General features: G+C 69.4%; 17 protein-coding genes. 4 read left to right on the top strand and 13 right to left on the bottom strand.

Annotated elements, in window-relative coordinates; all coding sequences use genetic code 11:
• Positions 1-18: 18 nt before the first annotated feature.
• From dxs to dut, 5 genes are all read right to left on the bottom strand, one after another.
• Entirely contained in the window at positions 19-1,965 is a 1,947-nt protein-coding gene (gene dxs / locus IFT79_RS08020) for a 1-deoxy-D-xylulose-5-phosphate synthase (protein WP_192123592.1), read from the bottom strand.
• Between the two features lie 127 nt (positions 1,966-2,092).
• On the bottom strand, positions 2,093-4,909 hold the full coding sequence (acnA, locus tag IFT79_RS08015; protein WP_056045449.1) for an aconitate hydratase AcnA: 2,817 nt from the start codon (positions 4,907-4,909) through the stop codon (positions 2,093-2,095).
• Positions 4,910-5,060: 151 nt separating this feature from the next.
• Positions 5,061-5,819, bottom strand: coding sequence for a DUF3159 domain-containing protein (locus tag IFT79_RS08010; RefSeq protein WP_056045452.1), 759 nt, complete (start codon positions 5,817-5,819; stop codon positions 5,061-5,063).
• Between the two features lie 6 nt (positions 5,820-5,825).
• Complete coding sequence (locus IFT79_RS08005; protein WP_123570779.1) at positions 5,826-6,464, bottom strand: DUF3710 domain-containing protein; 639 nt, start codon at positions 6,462-6,464, stop codon at positions 5,826-5,828.
• A 77-nt stretch (positions 6,465-6,541) separates the two neighbouring features.
• On the bottom strand, positions 6,542-7,003 hold the full coding sequence (gene dut, locus IFT79_RS08000; RefSeq protein WP_173150895.1) for a dUTP diphosphatase: 462 nt from the start codon (positions 7,001-7,003) through the stop codon (positions 6,542-6,544).
• Positions 7,004-7,033: 30 nt separating this feature from the next.
• Here dut and IFT79_RS07995 point away from each other — a divergent pair, with 30 nt between their 5' ends.
• Complete coding sequence (locus tag IFT79_RS07995) at positions 7,034-7,498, top strand: DUF3093 domain-containing protein (RefSeq protein WP_233568327.1); 465 nt, start codon at positions 7,034-7,036, stop codon at positions 7,496-7,498.
• On the opposite strand, the gene IFT79_RS07990 is transcribed toward IFT79_RS07995, so the two are convergent.
• Positions 7,473-7,766: a DUF4193 domain-containing protein gene (locus IFT79_RS07990; protein WP_043592858.1), complete on the bottom strand. Its 294-nt coding sequence runs from the start codon at positions 7,764-7,766 to the stop codon at positions 7,473-7,475. The genes IFT79_RS07995 and IFT79_RS07990 overlap by 26 nt on opposite strands.
• Positions 7,767-7,964: 198 nt before the next feature.
• Here IFT79_RS07990 and sepH point away from each other — a divergent pair, with 198 nt between their 5' ends.
• Positions 7,965-9,119, top strand: a complete 1,155-nt coding sequence (sepH, locus tag IFT79_RS07985) for a septation protein SepH (RefSeq protein ID WP_192123590.1) — start codon at positions 7,965-7,967, stop codon at positions 9,117-9,119.
• Positions 9,120-9,147: 28 nt separating this feature from the next.
• On the opposite strand, the gene IFT79_RS07980 is transcribed toward sepH, so the two are convergent.
• Complete coding sequence (locus IFT79_RS07980) at positions 9,148-10,278, bottom strand: alkaline phosphatase family protein (protein WP_342211794.1); 1,131 nt, start codon at positions 10,276-10,278, stop codon at positions 9,148-9,150.
• 61 nt (positions 10,279-10,339) lie between these two features.
• Between IFT79_RS07980 and IFT79_RS07975 the strand changes: the two genes are divergently transcribed.
• Positions 10,340-12,853, top strand: a complete 2,514-nt coding sequence (locus tag IFT79_RS07975; RefSeq protein WP_192123588.1) for a DNA gyrase/topoisomerase IV subunit A — start codon at positions 10,340-10,342, stop codon at positions 12,851-12,853.
• An 80-nt stretch (positions 12,854-12,933) separates the two neighbouring features.
• On the opposite strand, the gene IFT79_RS07970 is transcribed toward IFT79_RS07975, so the two are convergent.
• Entirely contained in the window at positions 12,934-15,048 is a 2,115-nt protein-coding gene (locus IFT79_RS07970; protein WP_056045466.1) for a DNA gyrase/topoisomerase IV subunit B, read from the bottom strand.
• A gap of 224 nt (positions 15,049-15,272) precedes the next feature.
• Between IFT79_RS07970 and IFT79_RS07965 the strand changes: the two genes are divergently transcribed.
• Positions 15,273-15,500: a DUF7455 domain-containing protein gene (locus IFT79_RS07965; RefSeq protein ID WP_043592677.1), complete on the top strand. Its 228-nt coding sequence runs from the start codon at positions 15,273-15,275 to the stop codon at positions 15,498-15,500.
• Between the two features lie 100 nt (positions 15,501-15,600).
• On the opposite strand, the gene IFT79_RS07960 is transcribed toward IFT79_RS07965, so the two are convergent.
• The 5 genes from IFT79_RS07960 to IFT79_RS07940 all read right to left on the bottom strand — a co-directional run bounded on the left by IFT79_RS07960 (position 15,601) and on the right by IFT79_RS07940 (position 21,484).
• The gene (locus IFT79_RS07960) at positions 15,601-16,353 is read right to left on the bottom strand and encodes a hypothetical protein (protein ID WP_192123587.1); all 753 of its coding nucleotides are present in this window, start codon (positions 16,351-16,353) and stop codon (positions 15,601-15,603) included.
• Entirely contained in the window at positions 16,350-17,609 is a 1,260-nt protein-coding gene (locus IFT79_RS07955; protein ID WP_056045474.1) for a MurT ligase domain-containing protein, read from the bottom strand. Before IFT79_RS07955 ends, IFT79_RS07960 begins: the two co-directional genes overlap by 4 nt.
• A gap of 4 nt (positions 17,610-17,613) precedes the next feature.
• Entirely contained in the window at positions 17,614-18,873 is a 1,260-nt protein-coding gene (locus IFT79_RS07950) for an RNA polymerase sigma factor (protein ID WP_056047486.1), read from the bottom strand.
• Between the two features lie 240 nt (positions 18,874-19,113).
• Positions 19,114-20,469 (bottom strand): MFS transporter, encoded by a 1,356-nt coding sequence (locus tag IFT79_RS07945; protein WP_192123584.1) that lies wholly within the window; start codon positions 20,467-20,469, stop codon positions 19,114-19,116.
• An 88-nt stretch (positions 20,470-20,557) separates the two neighbouring features.
• Entirely contained in the window at positions 20,558-21,484 is a 927-nt protein-coding gene (locus IFT79_RS07940; RefSeq protein ID WP_056047489.1) for a proteasome assembly chaperone family protein, read from the bottom strand.
• Between the last annotated feature and the right edge of the window lie 80 nt (positions 21,485-21,564).

Genomic DNA, 21,564 nt, shown 5'->3' with positions numbered 1-21,564 from the left:
GTGACACCGCACCGGGGCTCAGTCGTGCCGGGCATCCTCGTGCCGGGATGCGGCAGCGGTCTCGTCCAGTGGCCTCGCCACCGGGATTCGGCTGCCGAGCACCTGGGCGACGACGTCGCGAGCGATGTGCTGCGGCGTGAGGCCGGCCTCGTCGAGGATCTCGGCCCGGGACCCGTGCTCGAGGAACTCATCGGGCAGTCCCAACTCGGTCACGGCCGTGTCGACGCCTGCGCCACGGAGGTCCTGTCGCACACGGGTACCGATCCCGCCCACCCGCACGCCGTCCTCGATCGTGATGACGAGCCGGTGGGCCGCGGCCAGCTCGATGATGCTGGCAGGGACGGGGACGACCCATCGAGGGTCGACGACCGTGGCACCGATGCCCTGGGCCTCCAGTCGCTCGGCGACCTCGAGTCCGATGCCGGCCATCGGGCCGACGCAGACGATGAGGACGTCGTCACGGCCGGTGCGTCGCAGCACCTCGACACCGTCCTCGAGTCGTTCGACGGCGTCGTGCTCGACGCCGACGGCGCCTTTCGAGAACCGGATGACGGTGGGCGCGTCGTCGACCGCCACGGCCTCCCGGAGCTCTTCGCGGAGTCGCGTCGCGTCACGAGGGGCGGCCAGACGGATGTGCGGCACGATCTGCAGGAGGGCGAGGTCCCACATGCCGTGGTGGCTCGGGCCGTCCGGTCCGGTCACACCGGCGCGGTCCAGCACGAAGGTGACCCCGGCCCGGTGGAGGGCGACGTCCATCAGCACCTGGTCGAAGGCGCGGTTCACGAAGGTGGCGTACAGCGCGACGACGGGGTGCAGTCCACCGAACGCGAGACCCGCGGCACTCGTGACCGCGTGCTGTTCGGCGATGCCGACGTCGAAGACCCGCTTCGGGAACCGTTCGGCGAGCTTGTGCAGGCCAACCGGACGCAGCATCGCCGCCGTGATGCCGACGACCTTCTCGTCGTGCTCGGCGATGTCGACGATCTCGTCGGCGAAGACCGACGTCCACGACGGCGAGGTGGCCGCCTCGAGGGGTTCGCCCGTCTCGGGGTCGATCTGCCCGACCGCGTGGAACTGGTCGGCGACGTCGGCGCGCGCCGGATCGAATCCCCGGCCCTTCTCGGTGATGGCGTGCACGATCACGGGCGCCCCGTAGTTCTTCGCCTGGAGCAGCGCCTCCTCCATGGCGACCTGGTCGTGACCGTCGACCGGCCCGATGTACTTGATGTCCAGGTTCGAGTAGAGGGCCTCGTTGTTCGTGAACCGGCTCAGGAAGCCGTGCAGACCACCCCGGACGCCGCGGTAGACCGCACGACCCGGATGTCCGAGTCGGTCGAAGACGGCCCTGCTGCCGACGTGGAGCTCGCGGTAGGCCTGGCGGGTGCGGACCGTGTTGAGGAAACGGGCCATTCCTCCGATGGTCGGGGCGTAGGACCGGCCGTTGTCGTTGACCACGATGGTGAGGCGACGGTCGTTGTCGTCGCTGATGTTGTTCAGGGCCTCCCACGTCATGCCCCCGGTCAACGCGCCGTCGCCCACGACGGCGACCACGTGCCGATCGTCCCGGCCCGTCAGTTGGAAGGCCCGGGAGATGCCGTCGGCCCACGAGAGCGAACTCGAGGCGTGTGAGCTCTCGACGATGTCGTGCTCGGACTCGGACCGCTGCGGGTATCCGGCGAGACCGCCCCGGAGCCGGAGCCCCGAGAAGTCCTGGCGACCGGTGAGGAGCTTGTGGACGTACGACTGGTGGCCGGTGTCGAAGACGAAGGCGTCGTGCGGCGAGTGGAACACCCGGTGCATGGCCAACGTCAACTCGACGACGCCGAGGTTCGGCCCGAGGTGGCCCCCGGTCTTCGACACTTCGGTCACGAGGAACCGGCGGATGTCGGCGGCCAGTTCGACCATCTGTTGGTTCGTCAGGCGGTCGAGGTCACGAGGCCCCGTGATCGTCTGCAGCAGGCTCATGCTGGCCTTCCCTCTCGGCCCTCTCGGGCATCCCGCCAGTCTAGGCACGCGACCGGCGAGAACGCCGTGCGACCCCCGGACGACGCGGGCGATCGTCCGGGGGCCTGGTCACTGCGGGGTCCGTCGCTCAGACCAGGCTGCGCAGGACGTACTGCAGGATGCCACCGTTGCGGTAGTAGTCGGCCTCGCCGGGGGTGTCGATGCGCACGACGGCGTCGAACTCGACCGGCTGCTTGCCCGCGGGCGAATGGGTGGTGGGGGTCGCCGTGACGTGGACCGTCTTCGGCGTCGTGCCCTCGTTGAGCTGCTCGATGCCGACGATGTCGATCTGCTCCGTGCCGTCGAGACCGAGCGACTCCCAGCTCTCGCCCTGCGGGAACTGCAGGGGAACCACTCCCATGCCGATCAGGTTCGATCGGTGGATGCGTTCGAAGCTCTCGGTGATGACCGCCTTGACCCCGAGCAGGCTCGTACCCTTCGCGGCCCAGTCCCGGGACGAGCCCGAGCCGTACTCCTTGCCGCCCAGGATGACCAGGGGCGTGCCCTGCTCCTGGTAGCGGGCACTGGCGTCGTAGATGAACGACTGCGGCCCCTCGGCCTGGGTGAAGTCGCGGGTGTAGCCACCCTCGACCCCGTCCAGCAGCTGGTTCTTGAGACGGATGTTCGCGAACGTGCCCCGGATCATGACCTCGTGGTTGCCGCGACGGGACCCGTACGAGTTGAAGTCCTTGCGGTCCACGCCGTGCTCGTCGAGGTAGTGGCCGGCCGGGCTGTCGACCTTGATCGACCCGGCGGGGCTGATGTGGTCGGTCGTGACCGAGTCGCCGAGCTTGGCCAGCACGCGGGCGCCCTGGATGTCGGTCACCGGCGTGGTCTCGATCGTCATGCCCTCGAAGTACGGAGGTTTGCGCACGTAGGTCGACTCGGAGTCCCACTCGAAGGTGGCACCCGTGGGGGTCGGCAGGGAGCGCCAGCGCTCGTCGCCGTCGAACACCCCGGCGTACTCGTGGGTGAACATCCCGGTGTCGATGGACGAGTCGATCGTCTGCTGCACCTCGGCCGCGTCGGGCCAGATGTCGCGGAGGTAGACGTCGGAGCCGTCGTCGGCGGTGCCCAGGGCGTCGTTCTCGAAGTCGAAGTTCATCGACCCGGCAAGGGCGTACGCGATGACCAGCGGCGGGCTGGCCAGGTAGTTCATCTTGACGTCGGGGTTGATGCGACCCTCGAAGTTGCGGTTGCCCGACAGGACGGCCGTGACGGCGAGGTCGTTGTCCTGCACCGCCGTCGAGATCTCGTCGAGCAGCGGGCCCGAGTTGCCGATGCAGGTCGTGCAGCCGTAGCCGACGGTGTAGAAACCGAGGTCCTCGAGATAGGTGGTCAGGCCGGCCTTCTCGTAGTAGTCCGTGACGACCTTCGACCCGGGCGCGAGGGTCGTCTTGACCCACGGCTTGGCCTTGAGCCCCTTCTTGCTGGCGTTGCGGGCGAGCAGGCCCGCGGCGAGCATGACGGAGGGGTTCGACGTGTTCGTGCACGACGTGATGGCCGCGATGGCCACGGCGCCGTGGTCGAGCGTGAAGGTCGAGCCGTCGCCGAGTGCCACGGAGGTGGGCTTGGAGACCTTGGCCGGTGCGTGCGACGTGTGCGAGATCGAGTGCGGCTGGGCGTCGTCGTCGTCCTCGGCCGTGAAGCCGATCGGGTCGGAGGCCGGGAACGTGCCCTCGACCGCGGCGTCGACGTGCGAGTGGTCCGTCGTGGCGTAGTTCTCGAGGTCGACCTCGAACTGCGACTTGGCCTCGGTGAGTTCGATGCGGTCCTGCGGACGCTTCGGCCCGGCGATGGACGGGACGACCGTCCCGAGGTCGAGCTCGAGGTACTCGCTGAACACGGGTTCGGTCGAGGGGTCGTGCCACAGGCCCTGCAGCTTGGAGTACTGCTCGACGAGATCGATCTGCTCCTCGGAGCGCCCGGTCAGACGCAGGTAGTCGAGGGTCACGTCGTCGATCGGGAAGATCGCCGCCGTCGAACCGAACTCGGGGCTCATGTTGCCGATGGTCGCCCGGTTGGCCAGGGGCACCTCGGCGACGCCTTCGCCGTAGAACTCGACGAACTTGCCGACGACGCCGTGCCGGCGCAGCTGCTGCGTGATGGTGAGCACCACGTCGGTCGCCGTCACGCCGGTCGGGATCGAGCCGGAGAGCTTGAAGCCGACGACCTTGGGGATCAACATCGACACGGGCTGACCGAGCATCGCGGCCTCGGCCTCGATGCCCCCGACGCCCCAGCCGAGCACGCCCAGGCCGTTGACCATCGTCGTGTGCGAGTCGGTGCCGACGAGGGTGTCGGGGTACGCCTGCAGCACTCCGCCGACCTCGCGGCTGTAGGTGACCCGCGCCAGGTACTCGATGTTGACCTGGTGGACGATGCCGGTGCCCGGCGGGACGACCTTGAAGTCGTCGAAGGCCGTCTGCCCCCAACGGAGGAACTGGTACCGCTCGCCGTTGCGCTCGTACTCGATCTCGACGTTGCGTTCGAGCGCGTTCTCGGAGCCGAAGAGGTCCGCGATGACGGAGTGGTCGATGACGAGCTCGGCCGGTGCCAGCGGGTTGATCTTGGTCGGGTCTCCGCCGAGCTCGGCGACGGCCTCTCGCATGGTGGCGAGGTCGACGATGCAGGGCACCCCCGTGAAGTCCTGCATGACCACGCGCGCCGGCGTGAACTGGATCTCGGTGTCGGGCTCGGCGGTGGGCTGCCACGACCCGAGGGCCCGGATCTGGTCACCCGTGACGTTCGCACCGTCCTCGGTGCGGAGCAGGTTCTCGAGCAGGACCTTGAGGCTGAACGGAAGCTTCGAAGAACCCTCGACCGCGTCGATGCGGTAGACCTCGTAGTCGGTGGACCCGACCGTGAGGGTGTTCTTCGAGCCGAAACTGTTGATTGCAGACACGTGCCGTCTCCCTTGCTGACTACGCCCTCATCTTGGCCGGTGCGCGCGACGCCCACCAGCGAGGTCAGCCTAAGTCCGCGGGGTGTCCCCGGGGCCGATCCCAGCGATTTGTCTCGATGTCGAGACAAAACATAGCACCAGGAGGCGCGGGTCAGGCCGAGGGGCCGCGCGCGTCGTCCGCCGCCTCGCGTCCGCGGTAGACCGTCCGCACGAGGAGCCAGGTCACCCAGAGCAACCCCGCGTAGAGCGGCACGCCCATGACGAGCTTGAGCGTCCCGAGGAGAGCGACGTCCCCGGCCAGCCACAGCGGCACCTGGACGGCGAGGCGGGCGGCGAACAGTCCGGCCCACAACCAGGTGGCCAGGACGAGGACGCGTCGTTTCGCCCGGTCCCCCCGCCAGCCCGTGCCGTCGTTCGTGAGGAGTCCGACCACGATGCCGATGAGCGGCCAGCGCACGGCGATGCTGACGAGCATCGCGGCGAGCGACGCGGCGTTGATCAGGAGGCCGGGCACGAAGTTGTTCTCGGCACGGCCGGAGAGCAAGGCGATCCCCGCGGAGAGGGCGATGCCGAAGACGCCCGCGAGGGCCTGGGCGACCGGACCGCGCTGGACCGCGCGCGCGACGACGAACGCCACGGCCAGGACCAGCGGGATGAGGACCGACGGGACGACGTCCTGCGTGATCGTGTAGACGACCACGAAGCCGAGCCCGGGCACGATGGACTCGACGAGCCCCCGCACCCCGCCGATGGCGGTGAGCAGCGCCGACGCCGTCGGGACCTCGCCGGGGGCGACCTGGCCGATGCCGGCCCGTCGGGCGGCGGCCTGCAACTGGGCCGCGAGCGACACCCGGGGGTCGTCGAGCGGCGACGGATCAGCCGGATCGGGCCGGTCGTCGGACGCGGACACGTCGGGTCAGACGACCGAGGGCGTGGTGCCCGGGGCGTCGGTCGGGCCGGCCTTCGGCATCGACAGCGGGATCAGCTCGCGCGGAGGCATCGGGGTCGTCCCGCGGACCACGACGATGCTGCGGAAGAGTTCTTCGATCTTCTCGGCAGCGTCGCCTTCGTGAGCCGCGTCGCCCGCGATCACGCCGCGGAGGAACCAGCGGGGCCCGTCGACGCCGATGAAGCGTGCTCGCCGGGTCGTGCCGGGGTCACCGCCCATCACCGGGATCTCGGCGCGGACCTCGGGACCGAAGGGCCCCTCGACCTCGGCCGTCGTGCCGCCCTGCTTCTCGATCTGCTCGCTGATCTGACCTCGGATCTCGTTCCAGAGTCCCGTCGTGCGGGGCGCCGCGAACGGCTGCACCTGCAGCGTCGACTTGGCGAAGTCGAGGCCGACGGCGACGACCCTCTTGCTTCCCTCTTCGACTTCGAGTCGGAGGTGGAGCCCTTCGCGGGGCAGGATCTTGACGCCACCGAGATCGACGTACGGGCGGACGGGGTTGGCCTCGGTCTCGTCCAGCGGGCCCACCTCGGAGCGGTCCGCGGGTGCCGACTTGGAGTCGTCGAACACCTCGACCTCGGCGTCGTCGAGGGACTCGATGTCGATCTCGACGTCGGCGACGTCGGCCGACTCGACGTCGATCTCGACTGCGGCCAGTTCTTGCTCGCGGCGTTTGGACTTCCTCACGCGGTGCCTCCTGGGTTGTGTGCGTATCCGGTGGATCCGTGACCGTCGACCCCTCGGACGCTCTCGGGGAGCGTCGCGACGGGGACGAAGGTCGCGCGGACGACCGGCATGATGACGAGCTGGGCGATCTTGTCACCGACGGCGACGTGGTGCTCGGCCTCGAGGTCGGTGTTGAGCAGCGAGACCTTGATCTCTCCGCGGTACCCCGCGTCGACGGTGCCCGGGGCGTTCACGACGGTGATGCCGTGCTTGGCGGCGAGGCCGCTGCGGGGCATGACGAACGCGGCGAAACCCTCGGGAAGGGCGATGGAGACGCCCGTGCCGACCAGGGCGCGGTGGCCGGGCCTCAGCACGAGGTCCTCGGTCGAGACCAGGTCGGCGCCGGCGTCGCCCGGGTGGGAATACACGGGCACCGACATCGCCTCGGCGGCGATGAGGACGTCGAGGGTCTGGATCACGTGTCGAGGGTAGTGCAGAAGTCTGGTCGAATGGACGTCATGAACCCCTACCGTGAGCGCCTGCTCCCGCCGCTCTCCGTCTTCGTGGCCTGCGCGCTCCTCGTCCCCGCCACCCTCCTGGTCTTCCTGCCGATCAACTCGACGGTCGGCGTGGTGATGGCCGTCGTGTTCTACGCGGCCGCCGTCGTCCTGCTCGTCCTGACCTCGCCCGTGCTGACGATCGACGACGATGGCTTCACCGCGGGGCGGGCCCGTCTGTTCGCCCACGAGATCGGTGACGCCGAGGGCTTCACCGGCGCCGACGCGACACGAGAAAGAGGGCCCCGGCTCGACGCGCGAGCCTGGACCCTCTTCCGGGGGTGGGTGCGACCGGTGGTCAAGATCTCGTTGACGGACCTCGACGACCCGGCGCCCTACTGGTTGGTGTCGACCCGTCGACCCGACGAGGTCGTGCGACGGTTGGAGGCGATCAGGCGGCGCACTCCCGGCAGATAGCGCCCAGCTTGGTCTCGTGGTCGAGCTGCGAACGGTGCTTGACCAGGAAGCACTCGACACAGGTGAACTCGTCGACCTGCGGGGGGAGGACGACGACGTCGAGGTCGAGGTCCGAGAGGTCCTGCCCGGCGAGCTCGAACGAGCCCGGGTTGTCGGCGTCGTCGTCGACGACGCCGGTCATCTTGTCGGGGACCCTTTCTTTGAGCCCCTCGATCGACTCCGAGCCGTCGTCGTCGTTCTTGCGAGGTGCGTCGTAGTCGGTGGCCATGCCCATCCAGTTCTTCGGTGATTCGTGTGCCCGATTCGGCGGGTGCAGTTTGCATCACTCGTTGTCGAATAGCAAACCAGTTCCCACGGCCTTTCAGCCGCCTCGGAAGAACTGACGGCACGCCCGTCGTATTCCCGTGAGAAAGGCCGCCGACGTGCGACTCTTGGCACCGGATCACGACGGTGAAAGGCGTGGAAAATGCAGGATCTCAGGGTCATAGGCGTCCAGAGCGGAGCTCTGCTCGTCGCCACCGACGCCGGTGGCGAGTACCGCCTTCCCGTCACCCACACCCTCCACTCCCAGCTGAGGGCGGCAAGCCCCGGTGACGCCCCGGTCGAACGGAAGGCACCGCCCCGCGAGATCCAGGCCTTGGTCAGGGCTGGCAAGACCCCTCAGCAGGTGTCCGACCTGACCGGCGCCGACCTCGACTACGTGCACCGGTTCGAAGGGCCAGTCCTCGCCGAGCGCGCCTTCGTGCTCGAGAGCGCCAGGGCCGTCCCGGTGTCCGTCGACGACGACGCGGCGTCCGGTGTGCAGGCGACCACCTTCGGAGCCGTCATCGACGAGCGACTGGACGGTGCCGAGACCTCGCAGCGCGACTGGAGTGCCTACAAGGACGCCGAGCACGGCTGGGTGGTCCACCTGGCCTTCGTCACGCACGAGGTCGAGCGCGACGCGACGTGGCGCTTCGACCCGAAGAAGTCGGTCCTCGCCCCCCTCGGCGGCGACGCCCACCGCCTCTCGCAGCACGGCGAGGACGTCGGACCACTCGTCCCTCGTCTCCGGGCCGTCTCCCGTGAGCCGCGCCACGACGACACCTCGGGCCGTTTCGACAGCGGCGCCTTCCTGGTCGAGCAGGCCGACGCGGTCGAACTGCCGGCCGAGACCGCGACCGACCGGTTGCGTCCCGGCGTCCGCAGCACCGCCTCCTTCGCCGCCGCCAACCGGGCACCCGACGACGAGAGCGGGCACGACCAGACCGCGGACCTCCTCGAGGCGCTGCGACGCCGACGCGGAGAACGCGAGGCCGCCCGGTTCTCCGACGACGACGGGCGCCCGGACCACCAGGCCACCGGGGCGATCCGCGTGATCGACGTCCCCCTGGACGACTTCGACCTGCCCGAAGGGGCCACCAAACCCACACCCGTGCTGCCCGACCGGTCGACCCGAGGTGACGCCCCGGCGGGCGACGCACCGGTCCAGCCCACGGGCATCCGGGGCAGCCGGGGACGCGCTGGCCGACGCGAGATGCCCAGCGCGGCCCAGTCGACCAAGAAGGCGCGGGGGCGCACCTCGATGCCGAGCTGGGACGAGATCGTCTTCGGAGCGCGTACGGACGACGACCCCGCCTGACCCTCCTGGCCCGCCCCGGCGGCCACGATCACCGCCGGTAGGCGCCGAACGTCCTCAAGGGCACGAGCGTCTCGTCGTCGGACCACGATCCGTGGTGACCGACCATGGTTCCCGGAGCACCACCGCGATCTCGTCCGTCGTAGTAGGCGACGCCCCGCCGGGCGGCGACGATCACGTCGCCGATGCGGGGCAGGACCGCCGGGTCCACGGCCCCGAACCAACCGGCGTCGACGGCCTCCGACCGGGACAACACCCAGGCTCGGTCGCCTTCGGCTGCTCGCCACGCGTCGAGCACCGCATCCCGGCGGCCCTCGTCGGCATCGGGCTCGAGGTGCAGTTGCAGGCAGCGGGGCTCCCCCGCCACGTGCCTCACCCCGTCGACCAGGGCGGGCATGCCCCCGAAGACGATGCGCCTCCGTTCGGCCACGTCGACGATGCCGTGGTCGGCCGTGACGATCACCCCGACGTCGGGCGCGACCGAGGCCTCCAGCCTCCGGACCTCGCCGTCGACGCCTTCGAGGGCATCGATCCATTCGTCCGATTCCCAGCCGGCACGGTGAGCGATCATGTCGAGCTCGGGGACGTAGAGGTACACCAAGGAGGCGCGGGTCGAGTCGACGAGCGTCGCCGCGGTCTCGAAGCGGTCGGCCACGCTCTCCGCCACGTCGTAGGTGGCGCCCCGGAGGATGGCCTCGGTCAGGCCGGACGAGCGGTAGCGCTTGGGGCCGACGGCGTGGGACTCCACGTCGGTGGCCGTCTCGAACAGCGTGGGACGCCGCTGCCACTCGTCGGGCCGCATGCGATCGTCCCACCCCGAGAGCTGCTTCACCACTCGATCGTTCTCGGGGTCGAGGGCCGAGTAGCCGACGAGGCCGTGCTCGCCGGGGAGCACCCCGGTCGTCAGCGTCGTGAGCGCCGCGGCGGTGGTCGTGGGCCACCCGGACCACAGGCTGCCCTTCACCCCCGACAACGTCCGGGCGTGGCCCCGACGGGCGCCGAGGGCCGCCTGGCCGAGACCGTCCACCAGGACGACCACCGCGGCCCGCGCGGCGGGCAGGCGGAGCGCGTTCGGCTCGCCCCGCAGGGACGCGAGACTCGAGGGCACCACGTCGGCCAGGCTCACGGCCCCTCTGGGGCGCGCCGGTACGATGGAGGACACCGGCCCCAGTCTGGCACAGCGACGATCGGGTGCCCCGTCCACCCCGATCCGTGAGAAGTGCATGACCACCACCGAGAACACGAGCAGCTCCGACCACGGCGAACGCATCGAGGACATCGACGTCTCGCTCGAGATGCAGGGGTCGTTCCTCGAGTACGCGTACTCGGTCATCTACTCCCGAGCGCTGCCCGACGCCCGGGACGGCCTCAAGCCCGTCCAGCGTCGCATCCTCTACCAGATGTCCGAGATGGGCCTCCGGCCCGACCGGGGCCACGTCAAGAGCGCGCGCGTCGTCGGTGAGGTCATGGGCAAGCTCCACCCGCACGGCGACACCGCGATCTACGACGCCATGGTCCGTCAGGCGCAGCCCTTCACCATGCGGGTGCCGCTCATCGACGGGCACGGCAACTTCGGCTCGCTCGACGACGGGCCGGCCGCACCGCGGTACACCGAGGCCCGTCTCGCCGAGGCGTCGCTGGCCATGACCCAGGGACTCGGCGAGGACGTCGTCGACTTCGTCCCCAACTACGACAACCAGTTGATGCAGCCCGAGGTGCTTCCGGCAGCCTTCCCGAACCTGCTCGTGAACGGTGCGAGCGGCATCGCGGTGGGCATGGCGACCAACATGGCGCCCCACAACCTCGTCGAGGTCGTCGGTGCCGCCCGGCACCTGATCGACCACCCCGACGCCAGCCTGGACGACCTGATGGCGTTCGTGCCGGGTCCCGACCTGCCGACCGGCGGCACGATCGCCGGGCTGGCCGGGGTCCGCGACGCCTACGCCACGGGTCGAGGCAGCTTCAAGACCCGGGCGCGGGTCGGCGTCGAGAGCATCACCGCACGGAAGAACGGTCTCGTGGTCACCGAGCTGCCGTACCTCGTGGGGCCCGAGAAGGTGATCGAGAAGATCAAGGACGGGGTGCAGGCGAAGAAGCTCACCGGCATCACGGACGTCACCGACCTGACCGACCACAAGCACGGTCTCCGTCTCGTGATCGGCATCAAGACGGGTTTCAGCCCCGAGGCGGTCCTCGAGCAGCTCTATCGCTACACCCCGCTCGAAGACGGCTTCAGCATCAACAACGTCGCCCTGGTCGAGGGGCAGCCGCGGACCCTCGGCCTGAAGGAGATGCTCGAGGTCTACGTCGCGCACCGCCTCTCGGTCGTCACACGTCGCAGCCGCTACCGGCTGGCCAAGAAAGAGGACCGCCTCCATCTCGTCGAGGGCCTCCTCGTCGCCATCGTCGACATCGACGAGGTCATCCAGGTGATCCGGACGAGCGACGACACGCCTGCCGCCCGGGCACGCCTGCGCGAGGTCTTCGACCTCAGCGAGATCCAGGCCGAGTACATCCTCGACCTGCAGCTGCGCCGACTCACCAAGTTCAGCCGCATCGAACTCGAAGCCGAGCGCGACGAGCTGCTCGCGGCCATCGCCGACCTCAAGGACCTCCTGGCCGACCCCGCCCGCCTCCGGGCCCTCGTCTCGAGCGAACTCGCCGACATCGCCGAGCAGTTCGGCACGCCGCGTCGGACCCTGCTCACGGAGGCCAAGGCGAGCGTCGCGACGACCGGTCGCGGCAGCAGGTCGGCACCGGTGCTCGAGATCGCCGACACCCCGACCCGGGTGTTCCTCTCGACGACGGGCCGCGTCCTGCGGGTGGACCACCTCGACCCCGACTCCGCGGCCCCCACTCCCCCGACCCGGCGCACGAAGCACGACGCCGTCCTCTCGTCGATCGACACGACGACGCGGACCGAGATCGGCGCCGTGACGAACCTCGGCCGCCTCGTCCGGTTCACCCCCGTCGACCTCCCGTCCGTGCCGCCCACGTCCGTCCAGCTGGGTGCGGGGGTGCCCATTCGGGACTACATCGGCGTGGTCGACAAGAAGGAGCGCGTGCTCGGGCTCGTCTCGCTGACCGCCGACCGGAGCATCGCGCTCGGCACGGCCCGCGGGGTCGTCAAACGGGTCGCGACCGGCCAGTACCCCGCCCGACCCGACTTCCCGGTCATCACCCTGAAGAAGGGCGACCAGGTCGTCGGCGTCGCCCAAGGGGTCGACGAGGACGAACTCGTCTTCGTCACGTCCGCCACGCAGTTGCTCCGGTTCACCGCCTCCGCGGTCAGACCGCAGGGGCCCGCGGGCGGCGGGGTGGCCGGCATCAACCTTCCGGACGACGCGACCGTGATCTTCTTCGGTGCCGTGCCCGCGGGCCGCGAGGCCGTCGTCGCGACGGTCTCGTCGAGCAGCTCGACGATCGCCGGCACCGACCCCGGACGTGCCAAGCTCAGCGCGTTCGACGAGTACCCGGGCAAGGGGCGTGCCACGGGCGGCGTCCGGTCCCATTCGTTGCTGAAGGGCGAGGACGCCCTGTCGCTGGCCTGGGTCGGCCCGGCTCCCGCTCAGGCGGTCGGGCCGGACGGTTCGGTCCGCACTCTGCCCGCCGAGCTCTCACGCCGTGACGGATCGGGCACGCCCCTGGACGCGCCCGTGGGCTCGGTCGGCGCCTCGGTGGCACACATCGCCGATTCGGCCACCGGCCTCGAGGCAGGTGCCGAACCGGACGAGTGACCCCTCGACGGACCGACCGAGGCGGCGGCCTCGACGTCGAGACAGGGCGTCCTCGTTCTCGGTGACGGCCTGATCAGGACTCAGACGTCGATGCGGTCCCGGCTGAGACCGGCGCCGTCGATGATGAACTCCTTGCGAGGAGCCACGTCGTTGCCCATCAGCAGTTCGAAGACGCGGGCGGCGTTCTCGGCGTCGTCGACCTTGACGCGCCGCAGCATGCGGTTCTGGCGTTCCATCGTCGTGGTGCGGAGCTGTTCGGCGTCCATCTCGCCGAGTCCCTTGTACCGCTGGATGGGGTCCTGGAACTTCTTGTTCGTGCGCTTGAGCCCTGCGAGGACACCGTGCAGCTCTTTCTCGGAGTACGTGTAGATCGTCTCGTTCGGCTTGCTGCCGGGGTGCATCACGACCACTCGGTGCAGAGGGGGGACGGCCGCGAAGACGCGACCGGCTTCGATCATCGGTCTCATGTACCGAAAGAACAGCGTCAGCAGCAGCGTCCGGATGTGGGCACCGTCCACGTCGGCGTCGCTCATGATGATGACCTTGCCGTAGCGGGCCGCCTCGAGATCGAAGGACCGTCCGGACCCGGCTCCCAGCACCTGGATGATGGAGGCGCACTCGAGGTTCGAGAGCATGTCGCTGACCGAGGCCTTCTGCACGTTCAGGATCTTGCCGCGGATGGGCAGGAGTGCCTGGAACTCGCTGTTCCGGGCGACCTTGGCCGTGCCCAGCGCGGAGTCCCCTTCGACGATGAACAGCTCGCTGTTCGCCACGTCGTTCGACCGGCAGTCGACCAGTTTGGCCGGCAGGGTCGAGTTCTCCAGGGCGTTCTTGCGACGCTGGGTCTCTTTGTGCGCCCGTGCGGCGATGCGGGTCTTCATCTCGGCGACGACCTTGTCGAGCACGAGGGCGGTCTGCGCCTTGTCTTCTCGCCGGGTCGACGTGAACAACGCGCCCAACTCGTTCGCCACGACGTTCGCGACGATCGCGCGGACGGCCGGTGTGCCCAGGATCTCTTTCGTCTGGCCCTCGAATTGCGGCTCGGGCAGGCGCACCGTCAGGACCGCCGTCAGACCGGCCAGGACGTCGTCCTTCTCGATCTTGTCGGTGCCCACCTTGAGGCGACGGGCGTTGGCCTCGACCTGCTGCCGCACGAACTTGAGCAGCCCGGCCTCGAAACCGGTCTGGTGCGATCCGCCCTTCGGCGTCGCGATGATGTTGACGTAGCTGCGGAAGACCGTCTCGTACCCCCCGCCCCAGCGCAGGGCGATGTCGACGTCGCACTGGCGTTCGAGTTCGGTGGCGATCATGGCACCACCGTCGGTGAGCACGGGTACCGTCTCGGTGTAGGTGCCCGACCCGGTCAGACGCCACGTGTCGGTCACGGCGGTGTCGGGAGCGAGGAACTCGACGTATTCGCTGATGCCTCCGTCGAAGCGGAAGGTGCTCTCGAGGGGGAAGCCGCCGTCCGTGAGCGAACCCACGCGTTCGTCGCGCAGGGTCAACGTCAGCCCCGGGATGAGGAAGGCCGTCTGCCGGGCCCTGGCCGACAGCTCATCCGTCTGGAACGAGGCCCCTCGGGTGAAGATCTGGCGATCGGCCCAGTAACGCACCCGGGTGCCGGTGACGCCACGCTTGGTCTTGCCCACTTCTCGGAGCACGCTGCCGGACACGAAGGGGGTGAACGGTGAATCGGGGGTGGGTTCGTCGACGTCCTCGAAGGTGCCGGGTTCACCGCGTCGGAACGACATGGCGTACGTCTTGCCGCCCCGGTCGACCTCGACGTCGAGCCTCTCGGACAGTGCGTTGACGACGGAGGCACCGACGCCGTGGAGGCCGCCGGACGACGTGTAGGACCCGCCGCCGAACTTCCCGCCGGCGTGGAGCTTCGTGAACACGACCTCGACACCGCTCAGACCCGTCTTGGGTTCGATGTCGACGGGCACCCCGCGTCCGCTGTCGCGGACCTCGACGCTGTCGTCGGGGTGCAGAACGACGTCGATGGTGTCGCCGTGCCCGCCCAGCGCCTCGTCGACCGAGTTGTCGATGATCTCCCACAGACAGTGCATCAGGCCCCGGGAGTCGGTCGACCCGATGTACATGCCGGGGCGTTTGCGCACGGCCTCGAGGCCTTCGAGCACCGAGAGGTGCCGGGCCGAGTAGTCGGAGGCGGGGGCGGACGAGGTGGGGGGCATTGTTCTCCTGAGGGGCCCGCCGCCATCTCTCGACGACGGGAATGCGGGGAGGCGGTGACCGCGTTACAGCCTACCGAGGGCCGCCGACACGGCAGTCCCGACACTCGACCGGCCCCTCGCCGCTACGCGATGAGCGAAATCCGGTGCCGATGGCACGCGATACCGACGTCGGCGTGTTTTGATGAGTGTCTCACCCACCGCACCACCGTCAGGAGGAGCATCACATGACTCAGATGGCCACCGACCAGACCGCCGTCGACGAGCTCGGCTCCCGTTACCAGTTGAGCGCCGCGGACCGCTGCGACAGCTGCGGAGCCCAGGCCTACATCCGCGCGACCATGGCCACCGGCGAACTGCTCTTCTGCGCCCACCACGGCGCGAAGTTCAAGGAGAAGCTGCAGCCCACCGCCATCGAGTGGCTCGACGAGAGTTCGAAGCTCCTCGCCCACTGAGACGCCGCGCCTCCCCGGACCACAGCCCGGGCCGGCGGTACGACGAAGGCCCCGCATCCGATCGATGCGGGGCCTTCGTCGTGTCTGCGGACCGACGTCGTCACATGGCCTTGAACGAACGCTCGAGGTTGTCGGCGATGACCTTCTGCGACGCGGCGGCGTACTCGTCGAGCTTCGCGTGCCCGGGGCCTGCCGAGTAGGAGATCATCCGGCGGCTCAGGGCGACGCGGAGCACCCGGTCGGTGAGGGCGGGGTTGAGCGGCAGGACCGGGCCCTTCAGCTGCGTGCCGAAGGAGACCCCGCGTCGGACGCCCTCGCGCCCGTCACCGTTCCCGCCTCCGTGGACGACGGTCCCGAAGGGCTCCGCGTCCACGCCGAGTTCGAGATGCGCGGCATGATCCTCGAAACCGAAGAGGGTGACCTCGTCGCCCTGGTAGTCGGTCGTCACCTGCAGGTAGTTCGTCCGTCGCGGAGCCCCGCGGCGGACCACGGCGTCGAAGAAACCGACTCCCTCGACCGTCGCCCCGTCGACGTCCTCGACGCCCCGACTGAGGAGCTCGAGACCGCCCCCCACCGCCACGACCGGCACCCCGGACGCCGCGAACGACTCGAGCGTCGGCGCGAGGCGGCGAGCGTCGGCGGCGACGGCTCGCACGCCGGACAGGGGGCCGTGCCCCACGACGACCACGTCGGCGACGGTCGGCACGTCGTCGCCCACGCGGTACTCGAGCACGCGGCTGTCGATCCCGGCCCGGTTCGCGCGCACCGAGAGCGACGTCACGTTGCCCCGATCGCCGCTCACGCCGAGCTCTTCCGGGTAGAGGTGGACGATTCGGAGGACGTCGTCGCTCACGCGGTCTTCTCCAGGTCGGGGTGGCCGAGGATGCGACGGGCCAGCATCATCTGCTCGTAGTTCGTCACGAAGTGCTTCGTCTTGTCGCTCGGGGACGGAAGGGCTCGCATCAGACGGATGGCCTTCGAGATGTCTTCTTCGATCACGTGGACCGGGATGCCCTCGTGCTCGAGCCTCAAGGCCAACTGCCAGGCCTTCGCGCCGGCGAGGACGTCGACGTGGTCGAGGTGCGAGAAATCGATGTCGTAGATCCACGAGATGTCGGGCGTGCCCTCGTCGATGGCCAACATGACCTGCTCGACACCCTGCGGGAGTGCGTCGAGGTTCATCTGGAGGCTCGCCGCGTTCTTGAACATGATGAACTCGGCTTCGTCGGCGCCGAGGGACATGCGCTCACCACGGCCGTAGGCCGGCTTCATGCTCTCGAACGCCCGCCGGACGGCGGCCGGGTCGACCGGGTGCCCCAGGACGACCGAGGCCGTCTGGAGCGCCGCTGCCGCGTCGACCGCGTAGTGGAGACCACGGGCCGGCAGCCGGACGTCGATCGGAGTGCCCGAGACCGTGATGGTGGCACCGGTGCCCGTGAGTGCGGTCACCTCGGTCTCCGCGGTCAACGAGGAGTCGGCCTCACGCCTGAAGTCGTGCGCGTTCTGCAGGCCGTTGGGTGACGCGGAGACGACCTCGGAGGAAGCGCCGAACCGGGTCACCGTCTGGCGACCGACCGGCTGGTAGGGGCCGAGGTGCTGGTCGTCGCGGTTCGTGACGACCGCGACCGTCGCCTCGGCGGCGGTGTCGGTCATCATCGTGCCGACCCGCTCGGTCTCGAAGAACCGGTACAACTGGTCGACCTGCACGTTGAGCATGAGCACCGTGGAGGGGTGCAGGGACTTCGTCAACTCGACCGCGAAGGCCTCGTCGACCTCGATGACCCCGATGTCGTCACGGACGCGACCGAAGGGCGTCACCTCACGGAGGAAGGCCGACGCGATGCCCTGCGGGAGGTTGGCACCCGTGGGGTTCGTGAACACCTTCAACCCGTGGGCACGAAGCGTCTCGGTGAGCATCATCGTGGTCGTCGACTTGCCGTTCGACCCGAGCACGAACACGACGCCGCGATCGAACTGGGACGACACATGGGTGAGGAAGTCGGGCGCGAGCTTCAGGACCGTCTGCCCCGGGTACGCCGACCCGCCACCACGCAACCGGGCGACCGCCCGGACGAGACGGCCGGCCAGCACGGGGACCAGGTAACGCACGGGCCTACTCGAGGTAGTCGCGGAGCGACTGTGAACGCGACGGGTGGCGAAGTTTCGCCATCGTCTTGGACTCGATCTGGCGGATGCGCTCGCGCGTCACGCCGAACGTGTCACCGATCTGGTCGAGGGTCTTCGGCATGCCGTCACCGAGCCCGAAGCGCATGCGGATGACACCGGCCTCGCGCTCGGACAGGCTGTCGAGCAGCGATTCGAGCTGTTTCTGCAGCATCGTGAACCCGACGGCGTCGGCCGGCACGACGGCCTCGGTGTCCTCGATGAGGTCGCCGAACTCGCTGTCGCCGTCCTCACCCAGGGGCGTGTGGAGCGAGATGGGCTCGCGGCCGTACTTCTGGACCTCGACGACCTTCTCGGGCGTCATGTCGAGTTCACGCGAGAGCTCTTCGGGCGTGGGCTCGCGTCCCAGGTCTTGCAGCATCTGACGCTGGACACGGGCGAGCTTGTTGATGACCTCGACCATGTGCACCGGGATGCGGATGGTGCGAGCCTGGTCCGCCATGGCCCGCGTGATGGCCTGACGGATCCACCAGGTGGCGTAGGTGGAGAACTTGAAGCCCTTGGTGTAGTCGAACTTCTCGACGGCGCGGATCAAGCCGAGGTTTCCCTCTTGGATCAGGTCGAGGAACTGCATGCCACGGCCCGTGTAACGCTTGGCGAGGCTGACCACGAGTCGGAGGTTGGCACCGAGCAGGTGGCTCTTGGCCCGCTGACCGTCGCGCGACACCCAGCGCAGCTCACGCTCGAGCTCGCGGCTCAGGCCGGTGCTGTTCGCGAGCTTGTCGTCGGCGAAGAGACCCGCCTCGATCCGCATGGCGAGCTCGACCTCTTCGGCCGCGTTCAACAGGGCGACCTTGCCGATCTGCTTCAGGTAGTCCTTGACGGGGTCGGCCGTCGCACCCGTGATCGTCGTCGAGTAGACGGGCATCTCGTCGTCGTCGTCCTGCGAGATGACGAGCGCGCCGGTGGGGAGGATCTCGGGGACGGGCTTGGCGCCCTCGCCGTCCGCGTCGTCGGCGGCAGCCGGGTCGACCGCGGCCTCGGCGTCGACCTCGTCGTCGGCGGGTTCGGCTGCGGCGGCCTTCTTGGCCGCGGCGGTCTTGGCCGGAGCCTTCGTCGCCGCCTTCTTGGCGGGAGCCCTCTTGGCCGGCGCCTTCTTGGCGGGAGGAGCCGTGGTCTCGGCCTCGACGGCCGTGTCGTCGGTCACGGCCTCGTCGGGGGCCGTGGTCGCCTTGCTTCGTGTAGCCATGCGAACACCTTTCAGTTCTCGGTACGTTCCGGACCGGACGCGATCGTCGCGTTCACGTGCGCCGGTGGGGACGTCGACCGGCACTGGGCGTCGGCCGAATTCGGGCAGTACTAGGACCCATGTCAAGTCCTCGATCGAATGCGCGTCGACGACGTCGACGCGGTAACTCGATCGATGGACATGAACGGGTCCGTATCCCATTATTGCACGTCCGACCGGTGCCGAGCGACAAGGGCGACCTCAGGCGGTCGGTCCCCTCCGGGCCCGGGTGCGTGCGGCATGCCATCTCTTGTTGAGGGCAACCCAGAGCGGCGCCACCTCTATTCCTTCCTCCAGCCGCAGGCCCCGGCGGGTGCGCCGACGCTCGACGAGCAGAGCCACCACGCCACCGCCGATCACCACGTACTGCACGAGCAGCGCGATGCGGAACGACTCGAACGCGAAGAGGTCGCTCGGCTGGCCCGAGGCGATGCGGGCGGCATCGAGTCGATCGAGCACGACGCCGATGAGGAACATCATCACGAAGCTCGCCAGGAAGCCACCGACGTTGACCACCCCGTTGGCCACGCCGAGGCTGCGAAGCGGGTTGAAGGTCCGCGCGAAGTCGAAGCCGATCAGGGAACCGGGCCCGCCCACTCCGAGCACGACCACGAGCACGTAGGCGAGCCAGTGCGGGGGTGTCCCCGGCCACGCGAGCAGCGTCGTCCAGACCACGGCCAGCACCGTGACGATGCCGAGGACCAGGTTGGAGCGTCGCATCGGGTACCGGGCGACCAGCACCCCGAGGACCGGCCCCGCCACGACACCGGACAGCACGAGGAGGGAGAGCATGCCCGAGGCCTCGGCGGTCGTGAAGCCCAGACCGCCCACCAACAGGGGAACGCCCCACAGCAGGCTGAAGACCGTGCCCGACGACTGCGTCACGAAGTGCGACCAGAACCCCAGCCGGGTACCGGGACGCCGGACGCTCTGTCCGAGCTGTCGCCCCGCGTCGGCCCAACTGACGACCGTCTCGGAGCGGACGCGACCGGTCGGCGACTCCTTCACGACCAGGAGCACCACCACGGCGGCCACGACCGACAACGACGCCGCGCTGAGGAAGGCCGGGCCCCACCCCGCCCCGTGCAGGACGATCGACAGCGGCACGGCCGACAGCACCTGACCCAGTTGTCCGACGTTGCCGGTCCACTGCGACACCTGCGGCAGGATCGGACCACGGAACCACGAGGGCAGCAGACGGATCACCGAGATGAAGGTCATCGCGTCGCCGGCGCCGACGAGCACGCGGCCCACGACGGCCACGCCGATCGTCGGGGGCGAGAGCGCCACGACCAGCTGGCCCGCCGCCAGCAGGACGGCCCCTGCGACGATGAGCCTCTTGGGCCCCACCCGGTCGAGCAGGACGCCGACCGGGATCTGCAGCCCGGCGTAGACGACGAGTTGGACGACGGCCAGGGTCGACAGGGTGGAGGCCGAGACGCCGAAGAGCTGCTGGGCCTCGACGCCGGAGACGCCGAGCGACGACCGCTGCAGGACGGCGACGACGTACGCGAAGACGGCGGCGCCCCAGACGACCCAGGCGCGTGCGGAGTTCACCCCGTGACCCTAGCCGACCGGGCGCCGGCCGCCGGCCCGCGCCTCCCGCGTCCGCGGATCGGAACGGACCCGGGAGGTGCGGTGCCGGTCAGGCGCGGTCGTCGCCCTCGCCGTCGACCCGCCGGGTGGCGAGGAACTTCTCGAGTTCGGCCGCGAGTGCGTCGGCCGTGGGCACCTGGCCGTCCTGGTCGGTCAACGGCGACGGCAGCGGGTTTCCCTGCATGTAGGTGTCGTGACGTTCCTCGAGCGTGGCGACCAGGCGCGAGAGCTCGTGGTTGCCGGCGACCTGCTCGTCGACCTTGACCATGAAGTCACGACCCTCTTCGCGGAGGCGGTCGGTCGGGAAGATCAGACCCGTCGCGGCACTGATGCTCGACAGCGCCGCCACGGCGGCGTCGGGGAACTCGGTGTCGGCCAGGTAGTGCGGGACGAGCAGGACGAAGCCCGCCGTGGGGTGACCCGTCTCGCCGAGCCGGTGTTCGACGAGGTGCAGAGCGTTGGCGGGGGCCTGGGTCACGGGCTTCCAGACGGACATCGCCTCGACCAGGTCGGACCGGTTGCCGCTGACCGTCACGCCGATGGGACGGGTGTGGGGCACGGGCATCGGGATCGAGTGCACCCAGGTCGTGGTCGAGACGCGGTAGCGCTCGACGAGCTGCACGACGGCCGCGGTGAAGCGCTGCCACTGGAAGTCGGGTTCGAAGCCCGCCAGGAGGAGGAACCGCTGACCGAGGTCGTCGTGGACGAGGTAGAGGGAGAGGGTCGACGGCTCGATCTCGGAGATGTGGTCCTGGTCGAACGTGAAGGTCGGGCGACGGGCCCGGTAGTCGAGGAGCTCGTCGGCGTCGAACGTCGCCACGAGGGTGTGGTCGAGGGTGTCGAGGACGTACTCCGCGAGCTGGCTCACCGCCGAGCCCGCGTCGGCGAACCCGGTGAGTCCGGCGACGAGCGGGAGGCCCTCGGGCACGCCGTCGGCGTCGGGGGTGAAGTCGTAGAGAGCTGCGGGGTCGTGCATGGTCTCCATGCTAGGCACCGGTCGTCGCCAGGAGGGCCCGCGACCACGTGCCGAGAGCGAACACCACGGTGGATACGATG

This window comes from Frigoribacterium sp. CFBP 8759, from assembly GCF_014841655.1.
Classification (GTDB): Bacteria; Actinomycetota; Actinomycetes; order Actinomycetales; family Microbacteriaceae; genus Frigoribacterium.
Note: the sequence above shows the minus strand (reverse complement) of the source record. Positions and strands in the feature narration are given on the sequence as shown.

What these genes read in the sequence shown, in the direction of transcription:
- IFT79_RS07975 (WP_192123588.1), top strand. Translation starts at nt 10,340, where the DNA reads ATGACCACCACCGAGAACACGAGCAGCTCCGACCACGGCGAACGCATC.
- IFT79_RS07970 (WP_056045466.1), bottom strand. Translation starts at nt 15,048, where the DNA reads ATGCCCCCCACCTCGTCCGCCCCCGCCTCCGACTACTCGGCCCGGCAC.
- IFT79_RS07995 (WP_233568327.1), top strand. Translation starts at nt 7,034, where the DNA reads ATGGACGTCATGAACCCCTACCGTGAGCGCCTGCTCCCGCCGCTCTCC.
- IFT79_RS07950 (WP_056047486.1), bottom strand. Translation starts at nt 18,873, where the DNA reads ATGGCTACACGAAGCAAGGCGACCACGGCCCCCGACGAGGCCGTGACC.
- sepH (WP_192123590.1), top strand. Translation starts at nt 7,965, where the DNA reads ATGCAGGATCTCAGGGTCATAGGCGTCCAGAGCGGAGCTCTGCTCGTC.
- IFT79_RS07990 (WP_043592858.1), bottom strand. Translation starts at nt 7,766, where the DNA reads ATGGCCACCGACTACGACGCACCTCGCAAGAACGACGACGACGGCTCG.
- IFT79_RS07940 (WP_056047489.1), bottom strand. Translation starts at nt 21,484, where the DNA reads ATGCACGACCCCGCAGCTCTCTACGACTTCACCCCCGACGCCGACGGC.
- dxs (WP_192123592.1), bottom strand. Translation starts at nt 1,965, where the DNA reads ATGAGCCTGCTGCAGACGATCACGGGGCCTCGTGACCTCGACCGCCTG.
- IFT79_RS07965 (WP_043592677.1), top strand. Translation starts at nt 15,273, where the DNA reads ATGACTCAGATGGCCACCGACCAGACCGCCGTCGACGAGCTCGGCTCC.